The organism is Kibdelosporangium phytohabitans (assembly GCF_001302585.1).
In the GTDB taxonomy this organism is placed as follows: Bacteria; Actinomycetota; Actinomycetes; order Mycobacteriales; family Pseudonocardiaceae; genus Kibdelosporangium; species Kibdelosporangium phytohabitans.
The window spans coordinates 7,677,195-7,699,595 of the sequence record NZ_CP012752.1 but is presented as its reverse complement, the minus strand read 5'-3'; the positions used below and the strand labels follow the sequence as shown (position 1 = coordinate 7,699,595).

The 22,401-nt window shown below is 69.0% G+C and carries 20 protein-coding genes and 1 pseudogene; 8 read left to right on the top strand and 13 right to left on the bottom strand.

All coding sequences use genetic code 11. The features are described from left to right. Positions 1-5: 5 nt before the first annotated feature. The gene (locus tag AOZ06_RS54875) at positions 6-788 is read left to right on the top strand and encodes an SDR family NAD(P)-dependent oxidoreductase (protein ID WP_157233420.1); all 783 of its coding nucleotides are present in this window, start codon (positions 6-8) and stop codon (positions 786-788) included. Here the strand turns inward: AOZ06_RS54875 and AOZ06_RS34685 are convergent. Genes AOZ06_RS34685 through AOZ06_RS34670 form a run of 4 tightly spaced genes read right to left on the bottom strand, consistent with a single transcriptional unit; the run spans position 670 to position 3,556 of the window. Then, positions 670-1,908 (bottom strand): MFS transporter, encoded by a 1,239-nt coding sequence (locus AOZ06_RS34685; RefSeq protein WP_054293239.1) that lies wholly within the window; start codon positions 1,906-1,908, stop codon positions 670-672. The two genes, AOZ06_RS54875 and AOZ06_RS34685, sit on opposite strands and share 119 nt — an antisense overlap. Then, positions 1,905-2,492, bottom strand: coding sequence for a winged helix-turn-helix domain-containing protein (locus tag AOZ06_RS34680; protein ID WP_054293238.1), 588 nt, complete (start codon positions 2,490-2,492; stop codon positions 1,905-1,907). The genes AOZ06_RS34685 and AOZ06_RS34680 overlap by 4 nt, the downstream gene beginning before the upstream one ends. Positions 2,493-2,552: 60 nt before the next feature. Then, positions 2,553-2,864 (bottom strand): AzlD domain-containing protein, encoded by a 312-nt coding sequence (locus AOZ06_RS34675; RefSeq protein WP_054293237.1) that lies wholly within the window; start codon positions 2,862-2,864, stop codon positions 2,553-2,555. Further along, on the bottom strand, positions 2,861-3,556 hold the full coding sequence (locus tag AOZ06_RS34670; RefSeq protein ID WP_054293236.1) for an AzlC family ABC transporter permease: 696 nt from the start codon (positions 3,554-3,556) through the stop codon (positions 2,861-2,863). Before AOZ06_RS34670 ends, AOZ06_RS34675 begins: the two co-directional genes overlap by 4 nt. A gap of 70 nt (positions 3,557-3,626) precedes the next feature. Here AOZ06_RS34670 and AOZ06_RS34665 point away from each other — a divergent pair, with 70 nt between their 5' ends. Beyond that, entirely contained in the window at positions 3,627-4,193 is a 567-nt protein-coding gene (locus AOZ06_RS34665; protein WP_179950758.1) for a helix-turn-helix domain-containing protein, read from the top strand. Here AOZ06_RS34665 and AOZ06_RS34660 read toward each other — a convergent pair. Then, positions 4,190-4,690, bottom strand: coding sequence for a P-loop nucleotide/nucleoside kinase family protein (locus AOZ06_RS34660; RefSeq protein WP_063810487.1), 501 nt, complete (start codon positions 4,688-4,690; stop codon positions 4,190-4,192). The two genes, AOZ06_RS34665 and AOZ06_RS34660, sit on opposite strands and share 4 nt — an antisense overlap. 288 nt (positions 4,691-4,978) lie before the next feature. Here AOZ06_RS34660 and AOZ06_RS34655 point away from each other — a divergent pair, with 288 nt between their 5' ends. Together AOZ06_RS34655 and AOZ06_RS34650 are read left to right on the top strand one after the other, a co-directional pair. Further along, positions 4,979-5,761: a class I SAM-dependent methyltransferase gene (locus tag AOZ06_RS34655; protein ID WP_054293235.1), complete on the top strand. Its 783-nt coding sequence runs from the start codon at positions 4,979-4,981 to the stop codon at positions 5,759-5,761. A 44-nt stretch (positions 5,762-5,805) separates the two neighbouring features. Beyond that, positions 5,806-6,636: a TetR/AcrR family transcriptional regulator gene (locus AOZ06_RS34650; RefSeq protein ID WP_054293234.1), complete on the top strand. Its 831-nt coding sequence runs from the start codon at positions 5,806-5,808 to the stop codon at positions 6,634-6,636. Here AOZ06_RS34650 and AOZ06_RS34645 read toward each other — a convergent pair. Continuing rightward, entirely contained in the window at positions 6,590-7,063 is a 474-nt protein-coding gene (locus AOZ06_RS34645) for a Rossmann-fold NAD(P)-binding domain-containing protein (RefSeq protein ID WP_157233418.1), read from the bottom strand. The genes AOZ06_RS34650 and AOZ06_RS34645 overlap by 47 nt on opposite strands. Positions 7,064-7,073: 10 nt before the next feature. Here AOZ06_RS34645 and AOZ06_RS34640 point away from each other — a divergent pair, with 10 nt between their 5' ends. From AOZ06_RS34640 to AOZ06_RS34630, 3 genes are all read left to right on the top strand, one after another. Next, entirely contained in the window at positions 7,074-7,424 is a 351-nt protein-coding gene (locus AOZ06_RS34640) for a TetR-like C-terminal domain-containing protein (RefSeq protein ID WP_054293232.1), read from the top strand. 52 nt (positions 7,425-7,476) lie between these two features. After that, on the top strand, positions 7,477-8,418 hold the full coding sequence (locus tag AOZ06_RS34635) for an isopenicillin N synthase family dioxygenase (RefSeq protein WP_054293231.1): 942 nt from the start codon (positions 7,477-7,479) through the stop codon (positions 8,416-8,418). Positions 8,419-8,485: 67 nt separating this feature from the next. Continuing rightward, positions 8,486-8,863, top strand: coding sequence for a hypothetical protein (locus tag AOZ06_RS34630; RefSeq protein WP_054297134.1), 378 nt, complete (start codon positions 8,486-8,488; stop codon positions 8,861-8,863). Here AOZ06_RS34630 and AOZ06_RS34625 read toward each other — a convergent pair. The 6 genes and pseudogenes from AOZ06_RS34625 to AOZ06_RS34600 form a co-directional block, all read right to left on the bottom strand. Then, entirely contained in the window at positions 8,858-12,676 is a 3,819-nt protein-coding gene (locus AOZ06_RS34625) for a ThuA domain-containing protein (protein ID WP_083472120.1), read from the bottom strand. The two genes, AOZ06_RS34630 and AOZ06_RS34625, sit on opposite strands and share 6 nt — an antisense overlap. A 9-nt stretch (positions 12,677-12,685) precedes the next feature. Continuing rightward, positions 12,686-13,525: a sugar phosphate isomerase/epimerase family protein gene (locus tag AOZ06_RS34620; RefSeq protein WP_054293229.1), complete on the bottom strand. Its 840-nt coding sequence runs from the start codon at positions 13,523-13,525 to the stop codon at positions 12,686-12,688. A gap of 4 nt (positions 13,526-13,529) precedes the next feature. Further along, on the bottom strand, positions 13,530-14,684 hold the full coding sequence (locus tag AOZ06_RS34615) for a substrate-binding domain-containing protein (protein WP_054293228.1): 1,155 nt from the start codon (positions 14,682-14,684) through the stop codon (positions 13,530-13,532). Further along, positions 14,681-15,651 (bottom strand): annotated as a pseudogene (locus AOZ06_RS58545) (ABC transporter permease). Before AOZ06_RS58545 ends, AOZ06_RS34615 begins: the two are co-directional and overlap by 4 nt. After that, complete coding sequence (locus AOZ06_RS34605) at positions 15,648-16,649, bottom strand: ABC transporter permease (protein ID WP_083472119.1); 1,002 nt, start codon at positions 16,647-16,649, stop codon at positions 15,648-15,650. The pseudogene AOZ06_RS58545 and the gene AOZ06_RS34605 overlap by 4 nt, the downstream one beginning before the upstream one ends. After that, positions 16,646-18,118, bottom strand: coding sequence for a sugar ABC transporter ATP-binding protein (locus AOZ06_RS34600; RefSeq protein WP_054293227.1), 1,473 nt, complete (start codon positions 18,116-18,118; stop codon positions 16,646-16,648). Before AOZ06_RS34600 ends, AOZ06_RS34605 begins: the two co-directional genes overlap by 4 nt. Positions 18,119-18,325: 207 nt before the next feature. Between AOZ06_RS34600 and AOZ06_RS34595 the strand changes: the two genes are divergently transcribed. After that, positions 18,326-21,310 carry an AfsR/SARP family transcriptional regulator gene (locus AOZ06_RS34595; RefSeq protein WP_157233417.1) on the top strand — a complete coding sequence of 995 codons (2,985 nt, stop codon included), beginning with the start codon at positions 18,326-18,328 and terminating at the stop codon, positions 21,308-21,310. A 513-nt stretch (positions 21,311-21,823) separates the two neighbouring features. Here AOZ06_RS34595 and AOZ06_RS34590 read toward each other — a convergent pair. Continuing rightward, the gene (locus AOZ06_RS34590; protein ID WP_054293225.1) at positions 21,824-22,399 is read right to left on the bottom strand and encodes a hypothetical protein; all 576 of its coding nucleotides are present in this window, start codon (positions 22,397-22,399) and stop codon (positions 21,824-21,826) included. Positions 22,400-22,401: the final 2 nt, after the last annotated feature.

Here is a 22,401-nt window from a genome sequence, read left to right as displayed (position 1 = left end):
ACGATATGCGTGTGCGCAAAACAGTGGTGATCAGCGGGGGGACAAGCGGCATGGGGAGGGCCACCGCGCTCGGGCGAATCGCGCGCGGCGACCGTGTCATCGTGATCGGCAGTGACCCGGCGAAGGCGGTCGAGGGCGCCCGGTTCCTGCGAGCTGACCTGTCGTCGGTCGCCGAAGTCGCCCGGGTGGCGCGCGAGATCACCGAACCGGTCGACGCCCTGGCGCTGTTCGCCAACCGTCCCCAGACCGAACGCGTCGAGACTGCGGAAGGCCTCGAACACACGTTCGCGTTGTACTACCTGAGCCGCTATCTGCTGGGGGAGCTGCTGTTGCCGCAGCTGGAAGCCGGTCAACGAGCCGTGGTCGTGAACGTCGCCGGTGTCGGCGTCAAAGCAGGGCGGATCCACTGGGACGACATGCAGCTCACCCGCAAGTACGGCGTGCTGCGGGCACAGTTGCAGGCCGGCCGGGCGAACGACCTGCTGGGGGTGTCGTTCTCCGCGCTGGGACGCCGGACGCGGTACGTGCTCTACCACCCGGGGTTCACCCGCAGCGGCCCGCAGAACCTGCCGATCAGGCTGCTGGCGAGGGCGTTCGCGAAACCGGTCGCGGAGTCCGTCGCGCCGATCGTCGACTGGATCTCCGAACCGCCCGAGGAGCCGTTGACGGCTAGTGATCGAGGGAAGGCCGTGCCGCTGTCGCTGCCGACGCTGTCCCCTGCGGCAGCCGCGCGGCTCGCCGCGTCGACCACAGCGCTGCCAGCGCTGGCAGCCCTGAAAGGAGCATGAGGACGGCGTGCAGGTTCAGCAGCGCCGTCAGGTTCCACACGTCGGCGAGCGGGCCGGCCAGCAGCATCCCGGCGGTCTGGCACACCGCCATCATCGCCGTGGTGCTTGCCAGCACCCGTCCCGATTTCCCTGGCTCACCAGCGGTTTGCAGCACTGTCAGCGAGCCGGACATGATCAGCACGCTCGGCACGCCGACCACCGCGAACAGGACGAAGTAGACGGTCCAGCCGGTGGTCAGGCCCGGCAGGTTCCAGATCGCCAGCGTGAGCACGCCGACGCCGGTCCCGCCGAGCGCGGTCATGGTCTCCGGCGCGAGGCGCCGCAGCAGGGACGTCCCGACCACCACACCGGCGACCAGGCCACCGATGGCCTGGGCTCCGCGCAGGAGCCCGACCTGAGCCTCGCCGCCGCCGAGCGGCCCCGTCACGAACACGACGAACAGGACGAGGAACATGCCCTGTGCCACCGAGCCGACGAGCAGCACCGCCCCGATGAGGCGCAGCCGCCGCTCACGGCGGAACTCCGTCAGCCCACCCAGCCACGCCCGCCACATGGGCTCGTGCACGACAGGTGTCCTGGCGACGTGGAACCGCCGCACGAGCAGTGCCGCTGCGACCACCAGCGCGCCGAGGTAGCTGACGATCACAGTGGTCAGGCCGCCGGTGGCGAGCAGGATGCCGCCGGCGGAACTGCCGAGCAGACGGGCGCCGCTGCTGTTGAACCCCATCCAGCCGTTGGCGGACACGATCCGTTCGCCGCGGACGATCTGGGGGATGAGGGCGTTGCGCGCGGGCTCGAACAACGTCGCCGCCGACGACTGCGCCAGCATCACCGCGTAAACCAGCCAGACCTGGTCGTACACCAGCAGCGGCACGGCGGTCAGGGCCTGGCCCGCGCACACCAGCGACAGCGTGCGGCCCCGGTCGCAGCGATCGGCGACGAACCCCGCCACGGGGCTCAGCAGGATCATCGGCAGCACACCCGCGGCCATCGCCAACGCGGTCGACCCAGCCGAGCCGGTCGCCTGGTAGATGTACACGGGCAATGCGATCTGCAGCATCCACTCGGCGATCTCCGAGAACAGGCTCGCGGTCCACAACCGGGCGAACGCCCTGGTCATGAGCTCGGCGTCCCGTCGGCTTCGATCCTCGGGAACGCACGCCAGCTCGCGTGCACCGGCCGGGCGTCCGGCGGTGCGTCCGGCCTGATCGTCGTCACGTATGGCCGCAGCAACGAGTCGATGGCCATAGTCAGCTCGGCGAGCTCGGCCGCGTTGACCCGCAGCGAGTAGGTGTTCAGGCCGGACGTCCGCTGCCATTCGGGCTCGAGCACGTCGACGCTGTCGACGAACCGCTGCGTCAGGACCTGGTCGCCCGCGGCGTTGGCGCCGAGGACGGCCAGCTGCGCGGCATGGGTGGCCGGGTCCGGGCTGAACTCCTCGAACTCCAGCCCGACCTGCGTGGCACGCCACGGCTTGTCGCGGCTGTTGCCGCCCTCCGCGCGTTCGACCAGGCCGAAGCCCGCCAGTTGACGCAGGTGCCAGCTGCAGTTGGAAGCCGTCGAGCCGACCGCGGTGGCGCACTCGCTCGCCGTACGTGGCCCCACGGCCATCAGGTACGTGAGCAGCTCGGCGCGCAGGGGATGGGCCAGCGCCCGCATCAGCGCGGCGTCCCGGACTCGCATCCGTGCGGGCAACTCGGCCATGACACCTCCACTTGAAAGAACTCTTTCGAAAGGATCCTTTCAAGTCGTGGTCAAGTCAAGTCAGGGCACCCCGAGCAGCCGCAACACCGCGGCGGTCCCAGCGGCGGCGAGGACAACCGCGACAAACGGGGCCTTCCGCCACGCCAGCACACCGCCGACGAGCACCCCCGCCGGGCGGGCGTACCCAGCGAACGCCTGGTTTTCCACCAGGGATGACGTGGCGACAAGCGCCGCGAACAACACAGCGACGCTCACCATCATCAGCGTCTCGATCCTCGGTGAGATCTCGACGCGCGCTCGCAGCGTCGGACCGGCGAGGCGGAAGGCGAGCGTGCCCACGGCCAGCACCACAACCGCGAGAACGAGCATCATGTGGCCACCTTCTTCGCGGCGAATCTGTCGCCCCCGAGGCTGGCGAGCACGCCAACCAGGGCAAGCAATACGGGCGCACCCGCGGTCAGGAACGGCGACGTGGCCAACGCGATGACCACACCGACGGCGGCTGCACGGCGCGTTGGCCCGTCCTTGAGCGACGGCAGCACCAGCGCGAGCAGTACCGCGGGGAACGCTGCGTCCAAGCCGAAGACGTTGGTGTCCTTGATGACCGTGCCACCGAACGCGCCGAGCAGGACGCCGAGGTTCCAGGAGGCGAACAGGCCGAGGCCGCACCCCCAGAAGGCGGCCCGGCGCGTGCCCGGATCGCGCTGGGCCATCGTGAACGCGGCGACCTCATCGGTGGTGATGTGGCTGCCGAACAGTCGTTGCCGCCAGTTCCCGCTGATCACGTCGCCGACCGCGAACCCGAGCGGCAGCAGCCGCGTGTTCACCAGCAGCCCGGTGACCACGGCGGCGACCAGGCCGCCACCCGAGGCGATGATCGCGACGAACATGAACTGGGAGGCGCCGGCGAACACGGCGACCGACATGAGCGTCGGCAGCCATACCGGCAGGCCCGAGCTGACCGTGATGGCGCCGAACGAGACGCCGACGAAAGCGCAGGCCACGCACACCAGCGCGATGTCACGCGCCAGTGCTCGATCCAGGGTTCTCCATAACGAACGCATCGACCGCTATGCTGAACACCGACCCTGTCGTTTGTCAAGCCGAACGCCCGTACCGATGGAGCGAACGATGATGGCGCGGAACCCGGCGCAACTCTCGGTGATCTCGGTGATCGCGGCCTCACTGCAGCGCGAACGCCGCCGAGTGGGCCTGTCACTGGCGGAACTGGCCCGCCGGGCAGGAGTGGCGAAGTCGACGCTGTCCCAGCTGGAGTCGGGATCGGGGAACCCGAGCGTGGAAACCCTGTGGGCACTGTGCGTGGCGCTGGACGTGACCTTCGCCCAGATGGTGGAGCCACCGCAGCCCGAGGTCCAGGTGATCCGCGCGAGCGAAGGCGCGGTGATCCCCGCGGAACACGCGAACTACGTGGCGAAAGTCCTCTCGGCCTGCCCGCCCCACGCCCGCCGCGACATCTACCTCGTCACAGTGCAACCGGGCGCAGCACACGACTCGGCCCCGCACCGCGCCGGAACATACGAGCACGTCATCCTCAGCACAGGCCGTGCCCTCACTGGCGTGCTGGACTCACCCGTGGAGATCGGCCCCGGCGACTACGCCGGCTACCCCGCCGACGTGCCGCACACGTTCAGGGCGCTCGAACCGGACACGGTCGCGGTGGTGATCTCCGAATCCGTCTAGCAGTCCGGTCGCAGATCGGAGTCCGGCAGCTCTTCTCCCTCGCCGACGGGTTCCTCGGAGTGCTCGGCGATCCAGTCCAGCACTTCCGGTGAGATCAGTCCGGACTCGGCGTCGTCGTTGCGCACGGCGAGCCGACGCAGCAACTCCGCTCGCGCGACTGGGAAGTGGATCAGCCGCCACCGGCCGCCGTGCCGCGTGACCAGGTCTTTGTAGGCGTCTCGTTCGGCCTTGGTGCCGAGTCCGTGGTCAAGGACCACCGACTGTCCATTCTGGACGAGGGTGGCCAGCTGCCGCCGGACCGCGTCGGTGATGGGACGCAGCAGGGCAAGGTGTTCCGTTTCCGGGTAGTCCTTGCCGAGCCGGCCATGCGCGGCGATGACCTGCTCGTCCACCGACAGTCTGACCACGCCCCGGCGCCGCAGAGTGTTCGCGTACGTCGTCTTTCCCGACCCGGGCAGCCCCGCGAGCAGGTAGACGGTGGGTGCCGGGTCGATCACGATGCCCACCGTATCGGCTGTGATCAGTCGCCGGGTCTTCCTGTCTCACTCGCTCGGCGGTACGACGTCCGGGGCTCGTGGTGGCACCGTCGAAAAGCTGTGCCGAAGGCGAGCAAGGGAGTGGAGACATGAACCATTGCGGCTGCAGTTCGTGTACTGGCCCTGGGTGTGGCTGCTGCGGAAGCTGCTGACCGGGTTATCTGACAGGCGGTTCTGACAACCGAGCCCTCGTCCTGTGCGCGCGTGCATGGTGCGAGGGCTTGTCGTTCACCTGATAGAACTGCTGGTATGAGCGATATCGACTGGGGGACCGGGTCGTACGAGAGCGTCGCGCCGCAGCTGCTGCCCGCCGCGCACGCTGCCGTCGACCTCGCCGATCCACGGCCCGGACAGCGGCTCGTGGATGTCGGCTGTGGCACGGGCAACGCCGCATTGGTTGCGGCTCAACGGCAAGGTGTGCACGTCACCGGCGTCGACCCGGCGGAGCGGTTGCTCGAGGTGGCTCGGGCCAAGGCCGGTGAACTGGGGGTGGCGGCCGACTTCCGGCCCGGGGAGGCCGCGGCGACCGCGTTGCCGGACGGGTTCGCCGATGTCGTGCTCTCGGTTTTCGCGGTGATCTTCGCGCCGGACGTCACCGCCGCTGCCGCCGAGCTGGCGCGGATCACCGCGCCGGACGGCCGGATCGTGCTGACCGCGTGGGTGCCCGAAGGGGTCATGGCCGACGGGATGCGGACGATCGGGGAGGCGTTCGCCACGGTGGCCGGTGCTCCGGGTGGCGCGGGGTTCGCGTGGCACGAGCAGAGCGAGGTGCGGGCGTTGTTCGGCGCGCACGGCTTCGAGGTGACGATGCGGGAGCGGGCGCTCGCGTTCACCGCGCCCTCGCCCGAGGGGTACTGGAAGATGGCTGTGGAGGATCATCCGTTCTGGCTCGCCGCCCGGCCTGTGCTGGCCGAGCACGGCGTGCTGGACGAGGTGCAGGGCCAGGTCATGGATGTGCTGCGGGCGGGCAACGAGGATCCGGGCGCGTATCGGACGACGTCGCGGTATCGCCTCATGTCGGCGGTGCGGTGATCACCCTGCTAACCTCTTACGGCGTAATGGGTTAGGAGTGTCGAGTGGTCGTCTACGCCGGTCAAGGCGAGAACAAGCGGACTATGGCCCTGCTGTGGCGGGCTCACGGCGCCGTGCAGGACGCCGAGAAGGTCAACCCGGGGCCCAAACAGGGCCTGAGTGTCGACGAGATCGTCGACGCGGCGATCGGGCTCGCCGACACCGAGGGCATGAACGCGGTCTCCATGCGGACCGTGGGCAAGGTGCTCGGCCGCAGCGGCATGGCGCTCTACACGTACGTGCCCAGCAAAGGCGAACTCGTCGACCTGATGCACGACCGTGCCCTCGGCGAACTGCCGACGCAGTACGACGTCTCCCGGGGATGGCGGCCCGCGGTCGTCGCATGGGCGAACGACCTCTGGGCGTTCTTCCTGCGCCACCCCTGGGTGCTGCAGGTCTCGTCCGCGCGGCCGGTGCTGGGGCCCAACGAGTTCGCCTCGATGGACACGCTGGTCCGGTTGTTCGACGGCGTCGAACTGCCCGCGCTGCTGTTGCGCCGGATCGTCGGCACGCTGGCCAGTTTCGTGCGGGGATCCGTGCAGACGATCGCGGAATCCCGGCAGGCACCGGGCGCGACGGGGATCTCCGACGAGGACTGGTGGTACGCGCGGTCCGCGGCGCTGCAAGCGGTCGTCCCGGACTTCGCCGAGCGCTACTCCGCCTTGATCCGGCTGGAAACCGAGGGCGCGACACCACCGGACGACGACTGCACGCCCTACATGGAACGGGAAAGCACCGAGCAGTTCAAAGCCGGCCTCGAAGTGCTGCTCGACGGGATCGACGCGTCGATCACGAAGGCAGCAGCGAGCGCCGGGGATTGCGCTGGTGCCACCTGAGCGTGGCCGCCACGCCTTCCCGCAGATCGGTGGCGGTGCCGCCGAACCGGGCGGCGAACCTGGCCGAGTCCACGATGAACGGCTGCTCGAACTGGTGGAGGATCTGGTTGCCGTGCCGGGCCACTGTGGACAGCAGGCCGAGCGCTTTCGCCGCTGTGGCCGGCATCGCGCGCAACGGTCCGCGTCCGGCGAGTTCGGCGAACCGCCGTGCGGTGGTCGGCTCGCTCGACGGTACGTGCCACACCTCGCCCCACGCGTCCGGCTCGTCCGCCAGCGTGATCATGGTGGTGGCGAAGTCGTCGATGTAGGTCGGGGTGATGGGCAGGTCCGGGTCGCCGAACCAGATCGGCCGCTTGCCCGCGAACAGCGTCGACCCGAACAGCGCGAACACCGCGCGCACGTCGACATACCAGCGGTGGCCGGACAAGGAGGCGCTCGTGCTCGCCGCCGTCCGGCACGAGTTCGCCACACCGCACGCCGAGATCGACACCGGCACCCTCCGCGACGACCTGCTGGCGCAGGCCACCGCGCTCACCGCACGCCTGGGACAGCACGCCGGAGTGCTGTCCGGGCTGCCGATCGCGATCCGCGACAACGGTGAACTGGGCCGTCTCGTGCGGGCGGGCATCGTCGACCGGGACCGGGAGATCATGACCGGCGTGATCGACCGGCGATCGCCCGCGGCGAACTGCGCGGACCGGTCGACGAGATCGTCGCCAGCGTGCCGATGTCGTTGCTGTTCGCCAGGATCCTGCTGCTGGACGAGCCATTGGACGAGCCGTACCTGACCCGCATGGTGGACGTGGTCGTCATGCCGCTGTTCGGGCACTATCGTTCGGCATGAGCATTTCCGTGATCGACATCGAGCCGCTGGTCACCGGGCGGGCACCGGGTGCGGTCGCGGCGGCGATCGGCGAGGCGTGCCGCACCGGCGGCTTCTTCTACATCGCGGGCCACGGCGTCGACGAAGACCTGCAGGACCGCCTCGAACGGCTCAGCCGCGAGTTCTTCGCCCAGGACACCGCCACGAAGATGAAGATCCGGATGCGGCACGGCGGACGCGCGTGGCGCGGGTACTTCCCAGTCGGCGGCGAACTCACCTCGGGACAGCCGGACCGCAAGGAAGGCCTGTACTTCGGCGCCGAACTGCCATCCGACGACCGGCCGCTGCACGGACCCAACCTGTTCCCCTCGCCCGAGTTCCGCGAGACCGTGCTCGCCTACCTGACCGCGTTGACCGGCGTCGGGCACGCGCTGATGCGCGGCATCGCGTTGAGCCTCGATCTCGGCCACGACTACTTCGCCGAGCGGTACACCGCCGACCCGCTGATCCTGTTCCGGATCTTCAACTACCCACCGGGCGGTGACGAAGCGTGGGGCGTCGGCGAACACACCGACTACGGCCTGCTCACCATCCTCAAACAGGACGACAACGGCGGCCTGCAGGTGAAGTCGCAGGACCGCTGGATCGCCGCGGACCCGATCCCCAGCACGTTCGTGTGCAACATCGGCGACATGCTCGACCGGCTGACCGGCGGCCACTACCGCTCCACCCCGCACCGGGTGATCGGCACCCGTGATCGCGACCGCCTGTCGTGGCCGTTCTTCTTCGACCCGAACTTCGACGCCGACGTGCGAGCGGTCGGACAGCGGGTGCTGGCCCCGCACACGCGCTGGGACGGCGCCGACGTGCACGACTTCGAAGGCACGTACGGCGACTACCTCCTGGCGAAGGTCTCGAAGGTGTTCCCGCAGCTCAACGACCAAGTTCACGATCGCTGACCCGGTCGTGCCGATCCGGCCGTCGTCGTTCGACGCCTGGGTGCGGACACCGCGAAAGGGGATCGGGATGAACACCGTCGTTCAGCTCAACGGGCACAGCCTCCGCGTTCGCCTCGCGCAGGAGGACCGGGCCGAGGACACCGGCCGGGTCGCCGCCGACGACCGCCTGACCTGCCACGTGCACAGCAGGTGGATCCACCAGTGCGTGTCCTCGTGCGCGCACGTCAACCAGGTCACGTGGCACCGGTGGTGCCGGTCGTGCCGGACCGAACTCACGGTCGCGGTCGACGAACTCACCGGTGCGGTCCGGATCTCCTGTCCCTGTTGCGGTGACGGCGGCAGCGCGGCCACCCGTCGCCTGGAACGGGCCTGCGCGGCGAGCCTCGCGTACTCCAGAGCACACGCCGCGCAGCCGGCACAGGTCGTCAGCGGCCAGGCGTCATGATCGCCATTGTTCGGCCAACGCCCGTGCGTCGCGATCCAGCAAGGTCGACACCGTCCGGTCCGCGATGGTCAGCCGGACATCGATCCGGAACACCGACATGGCCACCGAAGCAGCGTGTTTGCGGCCCGCCGCGGCCAACTGCTCGGCCTGGTCGACCATCGGGACGAGATCACCCGTCCGGCTCGGCGCGAACCGCTGGACCAGCGCACGCAGGTCCACGGCCGAAGTCCGCACGGTGAAACCGATCCGGTACAACGACGTGCGCCCGGCCTTGTCCACAGCGGTGATCTCAGCCGCGTGCGCACCCAACGGCAACGCGTGCAGCGACAACTTCCCCGGCGGGAGAGGCGTTCCGTCGAGAGTCACCGAGCTGGACGCCACTCCCGAGCCGGTGTCGGTGGCGTTCCACACGACATCGACCTGCTGGGACGAGCCGTACACACCACCCGGATCGAGGCCCGTCAACGACAACGCCGGCGATGCCGTGTCCACCTTGAATTCGGTGGAACGTTCGGTTTCGACGTTGCCCGAGACGTCCGTCGAGCGGTACCGGACCACGTGCGTCCCGTCGGGCACTGTGAACGGCGCGGTGTAAGCGGTCCACGCTCCGCCGTCCACACTGTACTCAGTGGAGGCCACCGCGGAGTCGTCGGTCGCCGCGAGCGTGACCGCGGGCGCGGTGATGTACCAGCCGTCCTTGCCGTCGGGCGTGCCCGAGGACAGCGCCGTCGCCGGGGCCTGGCGGTCGACGACACCGTTGCCCACGAACGTCATCGAGTCCAGGTCGAACGGACTCGGCCGGTCACCGCGGAACACCATGAACAACTCGGTCGTCCCAGCCGGTTTCGCGATGTTCACCGGAGGCAGGAGCACGTAGTTGTCCCAGCCGCCGGTGTTGGGCACCGGCACCGTCGCCATCAGCTGGCCGGTGACAGACCCCGCCCGCAGTTCCACCGATCCGCCGCCGGTCGGCGACGAGGCCCGCAGCCTGAGCTGGTCGATGCCGGTGAAGTTGACCGGCTTGAACGAGATCCAGTCGCCGTTCGAGATGTCCCCGATCCGCCGCCCGGACTCCGCCCCGGACTGCGGCACGATCCGGATACCGGACGAGTTGTTGAAGTACTCGGCCTGCTTGTGCTTGGGCTGCAACACGTGCGTCGCCCGTCCGATCAGCGGTGGCACGCCTGGGCCGCCGTTGTCGGTGTACGAGGCGTCCACCGAGTAGAAGATGTTCGCGTCCGCGTGCCCGGAGTCGAGCACGGTCGGGAACGATCCCTTGCACGCCTTGATCGGATCCGTCGGGTGGGCGTGCGAGTCGTGCCCGAGCGCCGGGCTGACTGTGACACGGCCGCAGTCGATCTGACCGTCCTCCGGGTCGGTCACCTTGACGTTGAACGGAACCCGGTCGCCGAAGTCGAAGAACCCGCCGTTCACCGGCCTGGTGATGGCCACGGCCGGAGCCGTGTTCCCGACCGACACGGTCACGTTGGTCGACCCGGACTTCCCGGTCGCGTCCGTGACCTCCAGGTGCACGTTGTACGCGCCGCGGGTGGTGAACGTGTGCGTCGGGTTCGCCTCGGCCGACGTGCCGCCGTCACCGAACGTCCACGTGAACTCGATCGGCGTGCCCTCCGGGTCCGACGACCCCGCGCTGGAGAACTTCACCTCCAACGGCACACCGCCGGACGACGGCGTCGCCGACGCCTGCACGACCGGACGGCGATTGCCCTGGTTGTAGTCGATCCGGTAGAGCCCGGAGTCGGGGTTGTCACGGCCGTAGCCCTCGCCCCACTCCAGCAGGTACATCGCGCCGTCCGGCCCGAACCGCATGTCCATCGGCGCGAACAGCCGCTGGTTGGTCAGCCACGGGTCGATCTTGAGCAACCCGCCCGGTGAGTCGAGGCCGAAGGTGAAGATCCGGTTGCGGGCCCATTCGTAGAAGAACGGCTTCCCGTCGTAGTACGGCGGGAACTTGCGCTCCGACTGCAGGTTCGGGTCGAAGCGGTAGACCGGCCCGGCCATCGGCGCGCCGCCACCGGTGGCCAGTTCGGGGAACTCCGGCGAGGCGCCGTAACCGTAGTGGACGTCCGCCGCGCGTGCCGCGGGCAGGTCGGTGCGGCCGGTGTTGTTGGGCGAGTCGTTCTTCAGCGCGGCGCAGTCGAACTTCGCGCCGGAGGTGTTCGTGGCGAAGTCGAAGTCGTTGTACGGGGTGTTGTTGGCCACGCAGTACGGCCAGCCGTAGTAACCGGGGGAGCGGATGATGTTCCACTCCACCTTGCCGTCCGGGCCACGACTCGGGTTGGCGTCCCGCGCGTCGGGCCCGTAGTCGGCCATGTGGATCGTGCCGTCGGTGTCCACGGAGAACCGGAACGGGTTGCGGAACCCCATCGCGTAGATCTCCGGCCGCGTCTTCGCGGTACCCGGCGCGAACATGTTGCCCGCCGGGATCGTGTACCCGCCGGCCGGCTCCGGGTGGATGCGCAGGATCTTGCCGCGCAGGTCGTTGGTGTTGGCCGCGGTCTTCTGCGCGTCGAACAGGTCACGGCCGGGCCGTTCGTCGATCGGCGCGTAACCGCTGGACTGGAACGGGTTCGTGTCGTCGCCGACGCCGACGTACAGGTTCCCGCCCGGCCCGAACGTCAGGTACCCGCCGGTGTGCCCGGGTTCCTCGCGCCGGGACGCGGGCACTTCGAGGATCTTCACCTCGGACGCTGGGTCGATGTGGTTGCCGTGCGCGGTGAACCGGGACACCCGGTTGACTTCGGCGCTGCCCGGCGGCGAGTAGTTGATGTAGAGCCAGTGGTTGGTGGCGAACGCCGGGTCGACGGTGATCCCGATGATGCCGTCCTCGCCGCCGGAGTACACCGGCAGCTCCAGTGCGACCGGTGTGGTGCCGGTCGCCGGGTCGTAGACCTTGATCTGCCCGAGGATCTCGGTGTAGTACACCCGGCCGTCGGGTGCGACCGTCAACGCGGTCGGCGCCTTGGTGCTGGTGTCCAGCGGAACCTTCTCGAACGCGCTGTCCACAGTGGCCGAACAGTCCGACGGGACCGCCTTCGCCGCGGTCTTCACGCCGCCGAGCAGGTGCTGGGCGAACAACGGCTCGCTGTACGCGCCCTGCGGGTGCCCCATCGCCGTGGACCACACCTTGGCCAGCCCGACGTCACGGCACCACGAGATCGGGTGGTCGGCGCCCATCGCGTCCGGGCCGGGGTTGTAGGTCTTCTCGTCCGCGGTCACCAGGACGTGCGCCTTGCCGCGGATGTTCTTGTCGAAGTTGTACCACTCCTCGGCGCGCTGCCAGCGGTCCGGCAGGCCGGAAGTCGAGGCGTGCTGGTGGTCGGCGACCTTCGCCGTGCCCTGCAGCACACCGGGGGAGTGGGTCGGCATGTGCGCACCGGCGTTGACCAGGTCGTCCCACCACGGGAACGTGTCCTCGATGCCCATGTCGGTCGCGTTGTGGACCGCCGCGATGCCACCGCCGTTTGCCACGTACTTCTGCACGGCCTGGCGTTGCGCGTCGGTGTCCCACACCATGCCCGAGGTCTGGAACATGATCACGACCTGGAACCCGGCCAGTGCCGAGTCGTTGAAGATCGTCGAGTCCTCGGTGTGCACGAGCTCGAAGTTGTTGTCGGTGGCCATCTGCTTGAACATCGCGACACCGGCGGGGATCGAGTCGTGCCGGTACCCCGCGGTCTCGGTGAACAGCAGGGCACGGAAAGCCGGTGCCAGTTGTGCCTGCGCCAACGCTGGCAACAGGCCGAGGATCAGCGACACCGCGGCCAGCACCGCGGTCATACGTCTGCGCATGTGGCTTCCTTACAGGGATTTGAGGAACGCGAGGCCGTCGGCGGCCAGGTCGTCCTGGCTGGTGGCCAGTGGCCGCCAGATCGACGCGGCCGTGGCGATGCTCGCGTTGTGCGCGGTGAACGATTCGATGCACAACGGGCCGTCGTATCCGGCGTCGTCGAGCGCGGCGAGCAGGGCGGGCCAGTCCAGGTGGTCGCGTCCCGGTGTGCCGCGGTCGTTCGCGCACACCTGGACGTGGGCGATCCGGCCCGTCGCGGACCTGATCGCAGCCGGGATGTCGGTCTCTTCGATGTTCTGGTGGTAGAAGTCCAGCGCGACACCGCAGGCGGGCAGGCCGTCCAGCGCGGCGAGCGTCTGCTCGACGGTGTTGAGCAGGCTGGTCTCGTAGCGGTTGAGGGGCTCGACAGCGACCGTCACGCCCGCCTGACGCGCGTACTCCAGCACGGGCGCGAGGTTGTCCCGCAGTTGCGCGATGTCCTGTGCGCGTCCGGCTTCGGTCGCCCGCCAGGTCCGGCCGACCGACGTGTACGCCGGGCCCGCGACGACCGGGGACCCGACCTGGGCGGCGACGTCCACACAGGACCGCAGGTAGTCCTGCGTGGACGTCACCGTGCCGGCGTCGGCCCTGACGAGCTCACGCCCTGGCGGCATGACGAGCACGACGGACGCGACCAGGCCGAGATCGGCCAGCAGTGCCCTCGCCGTGTCCGGTGCCCAGTCGCCAGGGTTCTCCACCGGCATCTCAATCGTGTCGAAGCCCCACCCGGCGACCTTCGGCGCGAGCTCCCGAAGTGCCCCGTCGTCGAGCGGTGACGTCCACACCCACGTGTTCACCCCGATCCTTCTCATCGGGTCATTTCCACTTGCCGGGATAGCCCGGCATCCGCTGGCAGCCGCACAGCGCGTAGTGCAACGGCGGCATGCCCTCGCCGCGGTACGAGTCCAGCGTGCTGTCCGTGATCACCGGCTGCGGCAGGATCCACTCCTCGGGCACCTGCTCGCCCTTGAGCACCTTCAACGCCGCGATCACCGGGGTACGCCACTGGTAGGTCGGGTACGTCGGCGCCTGCGCGGTCAGCTTCTCACCACGCCACTTGTCCAGGAACTGCTGCTGGTCCTCGCCGGAGATCACGGGCAGCGGCTTGCCCGCGTCCTCGAAGGCCTCGAGCACCGGGACCGCGGCCGTGCCGTCGTCCATCCAGATCCCGTTGATGTCACCGCGTTGCAGGTAGTCCGAGACGATGCTCTTGGCCTTGGCGCCGTCGTTGCCGGTGAACTCGACCCCGGCCACCGTGACGCCCCTGGCTGCCAGGATCCGCTGCCCGGCGGCCCACCGGTGTTCGAGCACGTCCACCCCGGGCAGCACCCGCAGGGCCAGGACTTTACCGCCCTGACCGACCTTCGAGGCGAGGAACTCCGCCGCGGTCGCGCCGAACGCGTAACCGCCGATCGGGTGGATGAACGTGACCGGGCACTGGGTGTTCACGCCGCGGTCGAACACGATCACCGGAATTCCCTTGGCGCACGCGGCTTGCACAGCCGGGGTCAGCGTGGCCGTCGTGTTCGGGGAGACGATCAACGCGCTGCAGCCGCCGGAAGTCAGCTGCTGGATGTCGCTGATCTGCTTGTCGTCCTTCGCCTCGGCGTCCAGCACGGTGAACTTGCTGATCTCCGGGTGCAAGGTGGCCTCGACCTGCATGGTCTTCCAGCCGACCTGGCGCCACGGGTTGTCCACCGAGGCGTTGGAGAAACAGATCTCGTACGGTCCGGGTTTGGCGAACCTGGCGGTGTCGGCCGCTTCCGGGTTCAGCGCCTGTTCCCACGGCTTGTCCGCGGGCCCGACCGGTTTGGCGTCCCGCAAGGACAACTGCCGGTCGTGTTCGGCTTGGTCGAAGAACTCCGGCTTGCTCGGCGCGCCGGACGAGCCAGGGGGCGCGGCGTCCGGCAGGTCGGTCGAGCACCCGGTCAGGACGAGAAGAGCGAAGCTGGCGGAGAGCAGGCGTTTCAAGCTCTCTTCCTCCTCCAGTCGATGGCGGCGTATGCCACCGCCGCGATGATGATCACGCCCTGCACGGCGGATTCCAGCCCACCGGACACACCGAGCAGGTTGAGCAACGAGAACAACGACTCCAGCGTGAGCGCCCCGGCCATGGCCGCGGCCACGAGCCGCGGCCACCGCCGAGCACCACACCGCCCAGCACGACCGCGGTGATGACCCGGAACTCCAGACCATCGCCGACCTGGGCGGACACCCCGGCGAAACCACCGAGGAGGATCGCCGCGACCGCGGCGGACAGCCCGGACAACACGAACGCGAGCGTGCGGAGGCGTTCGACCCGGCCCCCGCCCAGCCACACCGCGGTCTCGTTGTCACCGACCGCGATCAGCGTGCGCCCGGCCGGGCTGCGGATGAACACCACGGCCAACGCCACGATCGCCACGAGCACGACCACCGACCACGGCACCTGACCGATCACGGGGACGCCGTCGATGCCCTGCCTGCCAATGGTCCGGAACGAATCGGACAACGCGCCCCGCGGCGCGCCACCCGTCCACAGGAACACCGCGCCGTCGAGCACCAGCAGCATTCCCAGCGTCACGATGAACGACGGCACCAGCAGCCGGGTCGTGATCACCCCGTTGACCAGGCCAACCACCACGCCGATGGCCAGCATCACGAGGATCACCCAGCCGGTCGCGGAGTCGTCGCCGTCGATCAGCCGCGCGGCGATCACCACCTCGGCGGTGACCAGCGAGCCGACCGACAGGTCGAACCCGCCGCTGACGATCACGAAGTACTGCCCGATCGCCAGGATCATCAACGGCGCCGCACGCTTGAGCAGCGCGAGATACCCGGCGGGCTGCTGGTAGGCCGTACCCGCGAAGGCAAGCGCGACAAGCAGAACGGCGAGCACCACGAGCACGGGGACGGTTCCGGGCGCCGGCTTGGCGCGCCGCGCCTGCGTGTGCGTCATCGGGCCCTCCTCGCGAGCTGGCTGCGCGCGTAGAGGGCGACGGCGACGATCAGGACCGCGCCGCGCACCACGTCCTTGAGGAACGGCGTCACACCGAGGTCGTCGAAGATGGTGTCGAGTGTGGCGAGGATCAGGACTCCGCCGATGGTCCCCGCCACACCGCCTCGACCGCCGGACAGCAGCGTGCCGCCGAGCACCACCGCCGCGATCGACTCGAGGTCGTACCCGCCGTCCGCACCGACGTGGGGCGCACCCGAACCGAGCCTGCTGACCAGGAACAGCGCCGCGAGCCCGGCCATCACCGAGCACAGCACGTGCATCTTGACGATCGTGCGCCCGGTCCGGATCCCCGACAGCCGCGCCACCTCCACGTCGCCGCCGACGGCGTAGACGTGGTAGCCGCCCTTGGTCCGTGTGAGGTACCACCACACGAGGGCGGCGAGCACCAGCATGACCACTGTGGACAACGGAACCGGGCCTATCCGGTCATACCCGAGGTGCTGGAAGCCACGCGGGACAGACCCGGCCGGCCCGGTGTACGTGTTCTCGAGGTAGCCGCGGATGATCAGCGCGACGCCGAGGGTGGCGATGAACGCGTTGACCTTCAGCGCGGTGACCACCAGACCGTTGACCAGGCCGACGAGGGCGGCGAACCCCACGGTCAGCAGCACGGCGGGCACGACCATGCCGGGGTCGCCTGCCATCGTCTCGGCGGCGATCAGCGAACACAGGCCGATCAGGTACGCCACCGACAGGTCGAGCGAACCGGTCAGGATCACCATCGTCTGCCCGATCGCGACCAGTCCGAGCACGGTGCCGCGAGTCAGGATGTTGAGGATGCCGCCGTGGTCGAGCAGCACACCGCCGTGCAGCCCGACCAGGGTGCTGCCGATCACCAGCAGGACAACGAGAGCCGCGTAGACCGTCAGCGTCGGCGTCACACGCAGTCCGCGGATCGCTTTGTGCCGCGTGGGTTGTGCTGCCTCGGCCGCCGTCATGTGCCGCTCCCGGTGGCCAAGGCCATCACGGCCTCCTCGGACGAACCCGCCGGCAACTGGCCCGCCAGCCGGCCGTCGCGCATGACCAGGATCCGGTCGCTCATCCCGATCAGCTCCGGCAGTTCACTGGAGATCATCAGGATCGCGACACCGGAGTCGGCCAGCCCGCGCAGCAGTTCGTAGATGCTCCGCTTGGCGCCGACGTCGATGCCGCGCGTCGGCTCGTCGGCCACCAGGACCTTCGGTGCGATCGCGAGCCACTTGGCCAGCACGACCTTCTGCTGGTTGCCGCCGGACAGGAAACGCACCTCCTGGCCGGTCCGCCCGGACGCCAGCCCGACCGAGCACAGCAACTGATCGACGTCGATCCGCCCGCGGCCGAACGCGGCGTTGCGGACCAGCATCGTGTTGTCGCGGACGGTCTGCCGCAGTGCGAGCCCTTCGCCTTTGCGGTCCTCCGTGACATGCGCGATGCCGTGCCGGATGGCCGCACGCGGCGAGCGGACGCGCACCGGGCGTTCGTCCACTTCGAACTCGCCGGAGGTCAGCGGGTCGACGCCGGTCAGCGCGCGGGCCACGGCGGACCGGCCCGCGCCCTGCAGCCCCGCGAGCCCCACTATCTCCCCGGCGGCCAGGTCGATCGTGATGTCGTGCAGGCGGTCGTTGCCGCCGCCGCGGACCGACAGCCTGGGTGGGAGCCGGACCGGGCCCCGCGTCGTGGCCCGGTCCGGGAACATCGCGTCCAACGGCCTGCCGACCATGGCCCTGACCAGTTGGTCGGGCGTCATCTCGGTGGTGGCGGCCGATGTGACGAGCGCGCCGTCCTTGAGGACGGTGATGCGCTGGCTGAGGTCGAAGACCTCCCGCAGCCGGTGCGAGACGTACAACACCGCGATGCCGTCCGCGCGTAATCGGCCGACCAGGCCGTAGAGCAGTTCGACCTCGTGTCCGGCCAGCGCGGCGGTCGGCTCGTCCATCGCGATCACCCTGGCGTGCATGGACAGCGCCTTGACGATCTCCACGACCTGTTGCTGTGCCACCGGCAACCGGCGGACCTGGGTGCGTGGCGTGATGCCGTGCTCGCCGAGCCGGTCGAGCAGGTCCGCGGTGCCCGCTTCCATCCGTGCGCGGTCGACTCGCCCACGGCGGACCGGTTCCCTGCCGAGGTAGACGTTCTCGGCGACGCTCCGGTCGGGCAGCAGCGTCATTTCCTGGTGCACGATCGCGATCCCGGCGCGCTGGGCGTGCACGGGCGACGCGAACGACACCGGTTGTCCATCGAGGACGATCGTGCCGGTGTCGCTGCGGTACGCGCCTGCGAGGATCTTCATCAGCGTGGACTTGCCCGCGCCGTTCTCGCCGACGAGCGCGTGCACCTCACCGGTGTGCAACTCGAGGTCCACGTCCTTGAGCGCGGTGACGCCAAGGAACCGCTTGTTGATCCCGTTCATCCGGACGATCGGCGCCATTGCCCACCTCGGTCCCCGACGGTCTTACACCAACCGAGTGACTGTGTGATCGCTCACAGTCATGATCGGGAACCTAACCGAGAACTTACGTACGAGTCAAACGAAAGTTCTGTCAAGATTGACGAAACTAGCCAAGGTCCCCCCTAATGCAGTAGCCCGGTTAAGGTGTTTCGAGATGCCCTGCGGCGGGGGCTGGGGAGGGGTGCCGTGGAGTTTCGGCTACTGGGGCCGGTGCGGGCGATCAGCGACGGCAAGCAGATCGACCTCGGTGTGCGCAAGCAGCGGTTCGTGCTGGCGATGATGTTGCTGGACGCCAACAAACTGGTGCCGGCGGAGCGGCTGGTCGAGCTGACCTGGCCCGACGAGGCCCCGCGCAGCGCGCGAGGGGTCATCCACACGCATATCAGCAGGCTGCGGTCGGTGCTCAACGCCGCCGACGCCGAGCGGCACGGCGTCGCGTTGATCAGCAACGGCCCCGGCTACATGCTCAAGTGCGACCCGAAGAGCATCGACGTCAACAAGTTCATGGACCTGTGCACGGCCTCCCGCAACTGCCAGGACGACGACGGCCGCATCCGGGTCCTGGACGAGGCGCTCGCACTGTGGGACGGTCCGGCCCTGGCATCGGTCGCCGCGGAGGAGGTCCGCACCCGCCTGACCCGGCACCTCGACGAGGCCCGGCTGCTGGCGATGGAGGAGCGCATCGACGCCCACCTGCGCCTGGGCCGGCACGCCGAAGTGATCCACGACCTCACCGAACTCGAAGCGGAACACCCGTACCGCCAGCAGGTCGTCGCCCAGCTGATGCTCGCCCTGCACCGCAGCGACCGCGGCCCGGACGCGCTCAGCGCGTACCAGAAGCTCTACCGCCGCCTGGACAGCGAACTCGGCGTGGAACCGGCGCCCGCGTTGCGTGAACTGCAGACCAGGATCCTGCGCGACGACCCGGCGCTGAACCTCAACCCGCGGGAGAAGCTCAAAGCAGGCCCGCGCCAGCTGCCACCGGACGTCGACCACTACACCGGTAGGCGGCAACACATCGAGCAGATCTGCCAGCTGCTGACACCGCGCGACGGCGGCGTGCTGCCCGTTGTCGCGATCACCGGGAAACCGGGGCTGGGCAAGACCGCGCTCGCGGTCCGCGCCGGGCGCCGGGTGGCGGCCGAGTTCCCGGACGGCCAGCTGTTCATCGACCTGCAGGGCAACGGGCTCAGGCCGCGTGACCCGAGCGAGGTCCTCGCCAGGTTCCTGCGCGACCTCGGCGTGGACGGCGCCGACGTGCCCGCCACGCTGGAGGAGCGGGTCGGCCTGTTCCGCGACCGCACGGCAGGACGGCGAATTCTCGTCGTCCTGGACAACGCGGCCACCGAGCAACAGGTCCGGTCGCTGATCCCCGGCAACGCCGAATGCGCCGTGCTGATCACGAGCAGGCGTCGGCTGACAGGTCTGGACATGCGCAAACTCGTCGACCTGGACGTGCTCAACCAGGTCGACGCGCTGGCTTTACTGGCCGACCTGGTCGGTGACGACCGGCTGGCCGCCGCGGACCCGAGCGTGCGCCGGATCGTCGAACTGTGCGGCGGCCTGCCGCTGGCGTTGCGGATCGTGGGCACGAAACTGCGCTCCCGCTCGCACTTGACCGCCGCGGCGCTCGCCGCGCGCCTGGAGGACGAACGGACCAGGCTCGACGAACTGGTCGGCGGCGACCGGGAGATCCGCGCCAGCTTCCTGCTCAGCTACGACAGCCTCGACGCCGAACACCAGCGCGCGTTCCGCCTGCTGGCGCTGATGCCCGACAACGGGTTGCCGCCGTGGGCGACGGCGGCCGTGCTGGACGTGGACTTCCGCACCTCGGAACGACTAGTCGAAGACCTCGTCGACGTCAACCTGGTCGAAGCCGCACCGGGCCGCTATCGCTTCCACGACCTGATCCGCCTGTACGCACAGGAAAAACTCGCGGCCGACGACGAACGCCACGTCGCGCGGACCAGGATGGTCAACGCCTACCTGCACCTGGGCAAGCGCGCCGACGCGTTGCTGGAGTTCGGCGGGCTGTACCAGTTCGACTGCCCACCGTTCACAGTGGACGCACCAGGAGTGCTCGACGAGATCGACCGAGCGCCCGCGGCCTGGCTCGACCAGGAACACCCGGCGATCCTGGAAGCCATCGAACACGCGGCCGCCAACGGTCACCACGACCTGACCTACCACCTGTCGGCGACCGTGGCGGCGTTCCTCGAACTCCGGGCGCAATGGGCGGATCTGAAACGCGTCGCCGAACTGAGCCTCGCGGCGGCCCGCGGCTCCGGCAGCCCGTACTGGAAGGCGTACGCCCTGTTCGCCGTCGGCCTCGCGGCAAGGGAGACGAGGGACTTCCGCAAAGCCGAGGAGTACTTCCGGGCCGGGCTGGAAATCCTGCCGCACGCCAACGACCCGCTGCTCGAAGTCGTGACCCTGCTCTCGGTGGGGGTGGCCCAACGCCTGCAAGGCAGGTGGAACGACGCGGCGAGGTACTTCGACGGCTGCCTGTCGGTGCTGGAAGCGCTGGACAAACCGAGGTGGCGGGCCTACACGCTCAGAGAATCCGGTGTGCTCGACCGCTACCGAGGCGAATGGGACCGGGCCGAAGAACGGCTGCGCGCGGCCGTGGACACCTTCGAACGCCTCGGCGACCGCCGCTGGATAGGCGCGACGCTGCGGGAACTGGGCATCGTCCGCAGAGCGGTGGGAGACCTCGAAGGCTCGCTCGAAGTGCTGATCAGAAGCCGCGACGCCCTGCGCGGCGCGGGCGACCTCCGCAGAGAAGGCGCGGCGCTGCGCTGCCTCGCCGAAACCCACAGGGCCATCGGCGCACTGGACGAGGCCCGCGCGTGCGCCGAACGCGGCCTCGACGTCCTCGAACTGACCCTGGACTCCCACGGCCTGGCCTGCACCCAAGTGGTCCTCGCCGAAGTCCTGATGGACGCCGACGAACTCGAAGCAGCGAGAAAGCACCTCGACAAGGGCCTCGCCGCCCTCAGCGTCAGCGGCGACCCCCGATGGCACGGAAAAGCACTGATCACCCGAGGCCGCTACCTGATGGCATCCGGCGACGCGGCCGGAGCACGGACAGCCTGGGACGAGGCCCGCCGAATGCTGTCCGAGATCGGCGCAGTCGAAGCCGAACACGTAGGTGAACCCCTAGGACGTTGACAACCGCCACGCACCGACGGTGAGGCACGCCTCAGTCGATCCGCCTGCCTGCCCCCGATCACGGTCTGGCTATGGCTGCTGTGCTGGATCGGTTGCGGCTTTGCTGGTCCGAATGGGCTGTGGCTGTGGGGCGCGATGTCGCCGGTTGATCCGGGTGGGTGCGGCGCTGTGCAGTTGCAGGGTTGCTGTTGCCGGCAGTGCTAGTGGGGTTGTGACTGTGTTGCTCTGCCGGTGTTCGGCTTGGGAGTGCTGCAGCTGTTGCCGGAGATGTGTTTGCTGTTGCGCAGGTGTAGGTGTAGGTGCGGATACTACGGCCAGCTGGGCTGGTCGGGGTGTGCTGTGTGCCGTGCTGTTGTGGCTGAAGTTGCTGTCCGCGTTGGCCTCGGTGGTGGCGGCTGTGCTTGTAGCTGCCAGTTGTAGCTGGTTTGAGCGTGGTGAGAAGAGTGCTGTTGCCTGCTGTGCTCGTCCGGGCGAGGTGCGGAGCGGGCTGTGTTGATCTGGGCGTGGCCGCGGCTATTGCTGTGAGCCGTGTTGCTGAGGTTGCTGTTGCCAGTTCTGCTGGTCTGGGTGTGGCTGCTGGGTGCCGTGCTGCCAGTTCTGCTGGTCTGGCTGGGGCTGGGTGCCGTGCTGCTGCCAGCTGTGCTGGTCCGGGTGTGGGTATTGCTGCGCGCTGGGCTGCTGTGGCTGGGGTTGGTGCTGCCAGCCTTGCTGGTGTGCTTGCTGCTGCTGTGGACCTTGGGGGTTCGGCTGGGGCTGGGGCGGCCAGGGTGCCGCGGTGTTCCCCTGGTGCTGGGACGCGGCCGTCTTGCGGTTGCGGAGGCCGATGCGCAGGTTCTGGAAGCCGATCACGACAATCAGGACACCGAAGCCGATGCCGATGAAGGTGCCGACCTTCTCCGAGGTACGGGTGTCGTTGATGTCGTCCTCGGCGACGACTGTGCCGCTGCGGTTCTCCCGCACGCAGACGTCACCTTCGCTCATCGTCTTGCCGCCACAGCTGACCTTGTCGTCGAGCAGGGCGAAGGTTGCCGCCACGACGAACAGGACGCCGAGCGCCAGCGCGACGCACGACCATATGATTCGCTTCACCC

Coding starts and splice junctions, on each gene's coding strand:
- AOZ06_RS54875 (WP_157233420.1), top strand. CDS start 6: ATGCGTGTGCGCAAAACAGTGGTGATCAGCGGGGGGACAAGCGGCATG.
- AOZ06_RS34685 (WP_054293239.1), bottom strand. CDS start 1,908: ATGACCAGGGCGTTCGCCCGGTTGTGGACCGCGAGCCTGTTCTCGGAG.
- AOZ06_RS34680 (WP_054293238.1), bottom strand. CDS start 2,492: ATGGCCGAGTTGCCCGCACGGATGCGAGTCCGGGACGCCGCGCTGATG.
- AOZ06_RS34675 (WP_054293237.1), bottom strand. CDS start 2,864: ATGATGCTCGTTCTCGCGGTTGTGGTGCTGGCCGTGGGCACGCTCGCC.
- AOZ06_RS34670 (WP_054293236.1), bottom strand. CDS start 3,556: ATGCGTTCGTTATGGAGAACCCTGGATCGAGCACTGGCGCGTGACATC.
- AOZ06_RS34665 (WP_179950758.1), top strand. CDS start 3,627: ATGGCGCGGAACCCGGCGCAACTCTCGGTGATCTCGGTGATCGCGGCC.
- AOZ06_RS34655 (WP_054293235.1), top strand. CDS start 4,979: ATGAGCGATATCGACTGGGGGACCGGGTCGTACGAGAGCGTCGCGCCG.
- AOZ06_RS34635 (WP_054293231.1), top strand. CDS start 7,477: ATGAGCATTTCCGTGATCGACATCGAGCCGCTGGTCACCGGGCGGGCA.
- AOZ06_RS34630 (WP_054297134.1), top strand. CDS start 8,486: ATGAACACCGTCGTTCAGCTCAACGGGCACAGCCTCCGCGTTCGCCTC.
- AOZ06_RS34625 (WP_083472120.1), bottom strand. CDS start 12,676: ATGCGCAGACGTATGACCGCGGTGCTGGCCGCGGTGTCGCTGATCCTC.
- AOZ06_RS34620 (WP_054293229.1), bottom strand. CDS start 13,525: ATGAGAAGGATCGGGGTGAACACGTGGGTGTGGACGTCACCGCTCGAC.
- AOZ06_RS34605 (WP_083472119.1), bottom strand. CDS start 16,649: ATGACGGCGGCCGAGGCAGCACAACCCACGCGGCACAAAGCGATCCGC.
- AOZ06_RS34600 (WP_054293227.1), bottom strand. CDS start 18,118: ATGGCGCCGATCGTCCGGATGAACGGGATCAACAAGCGGTTCCTTGGC.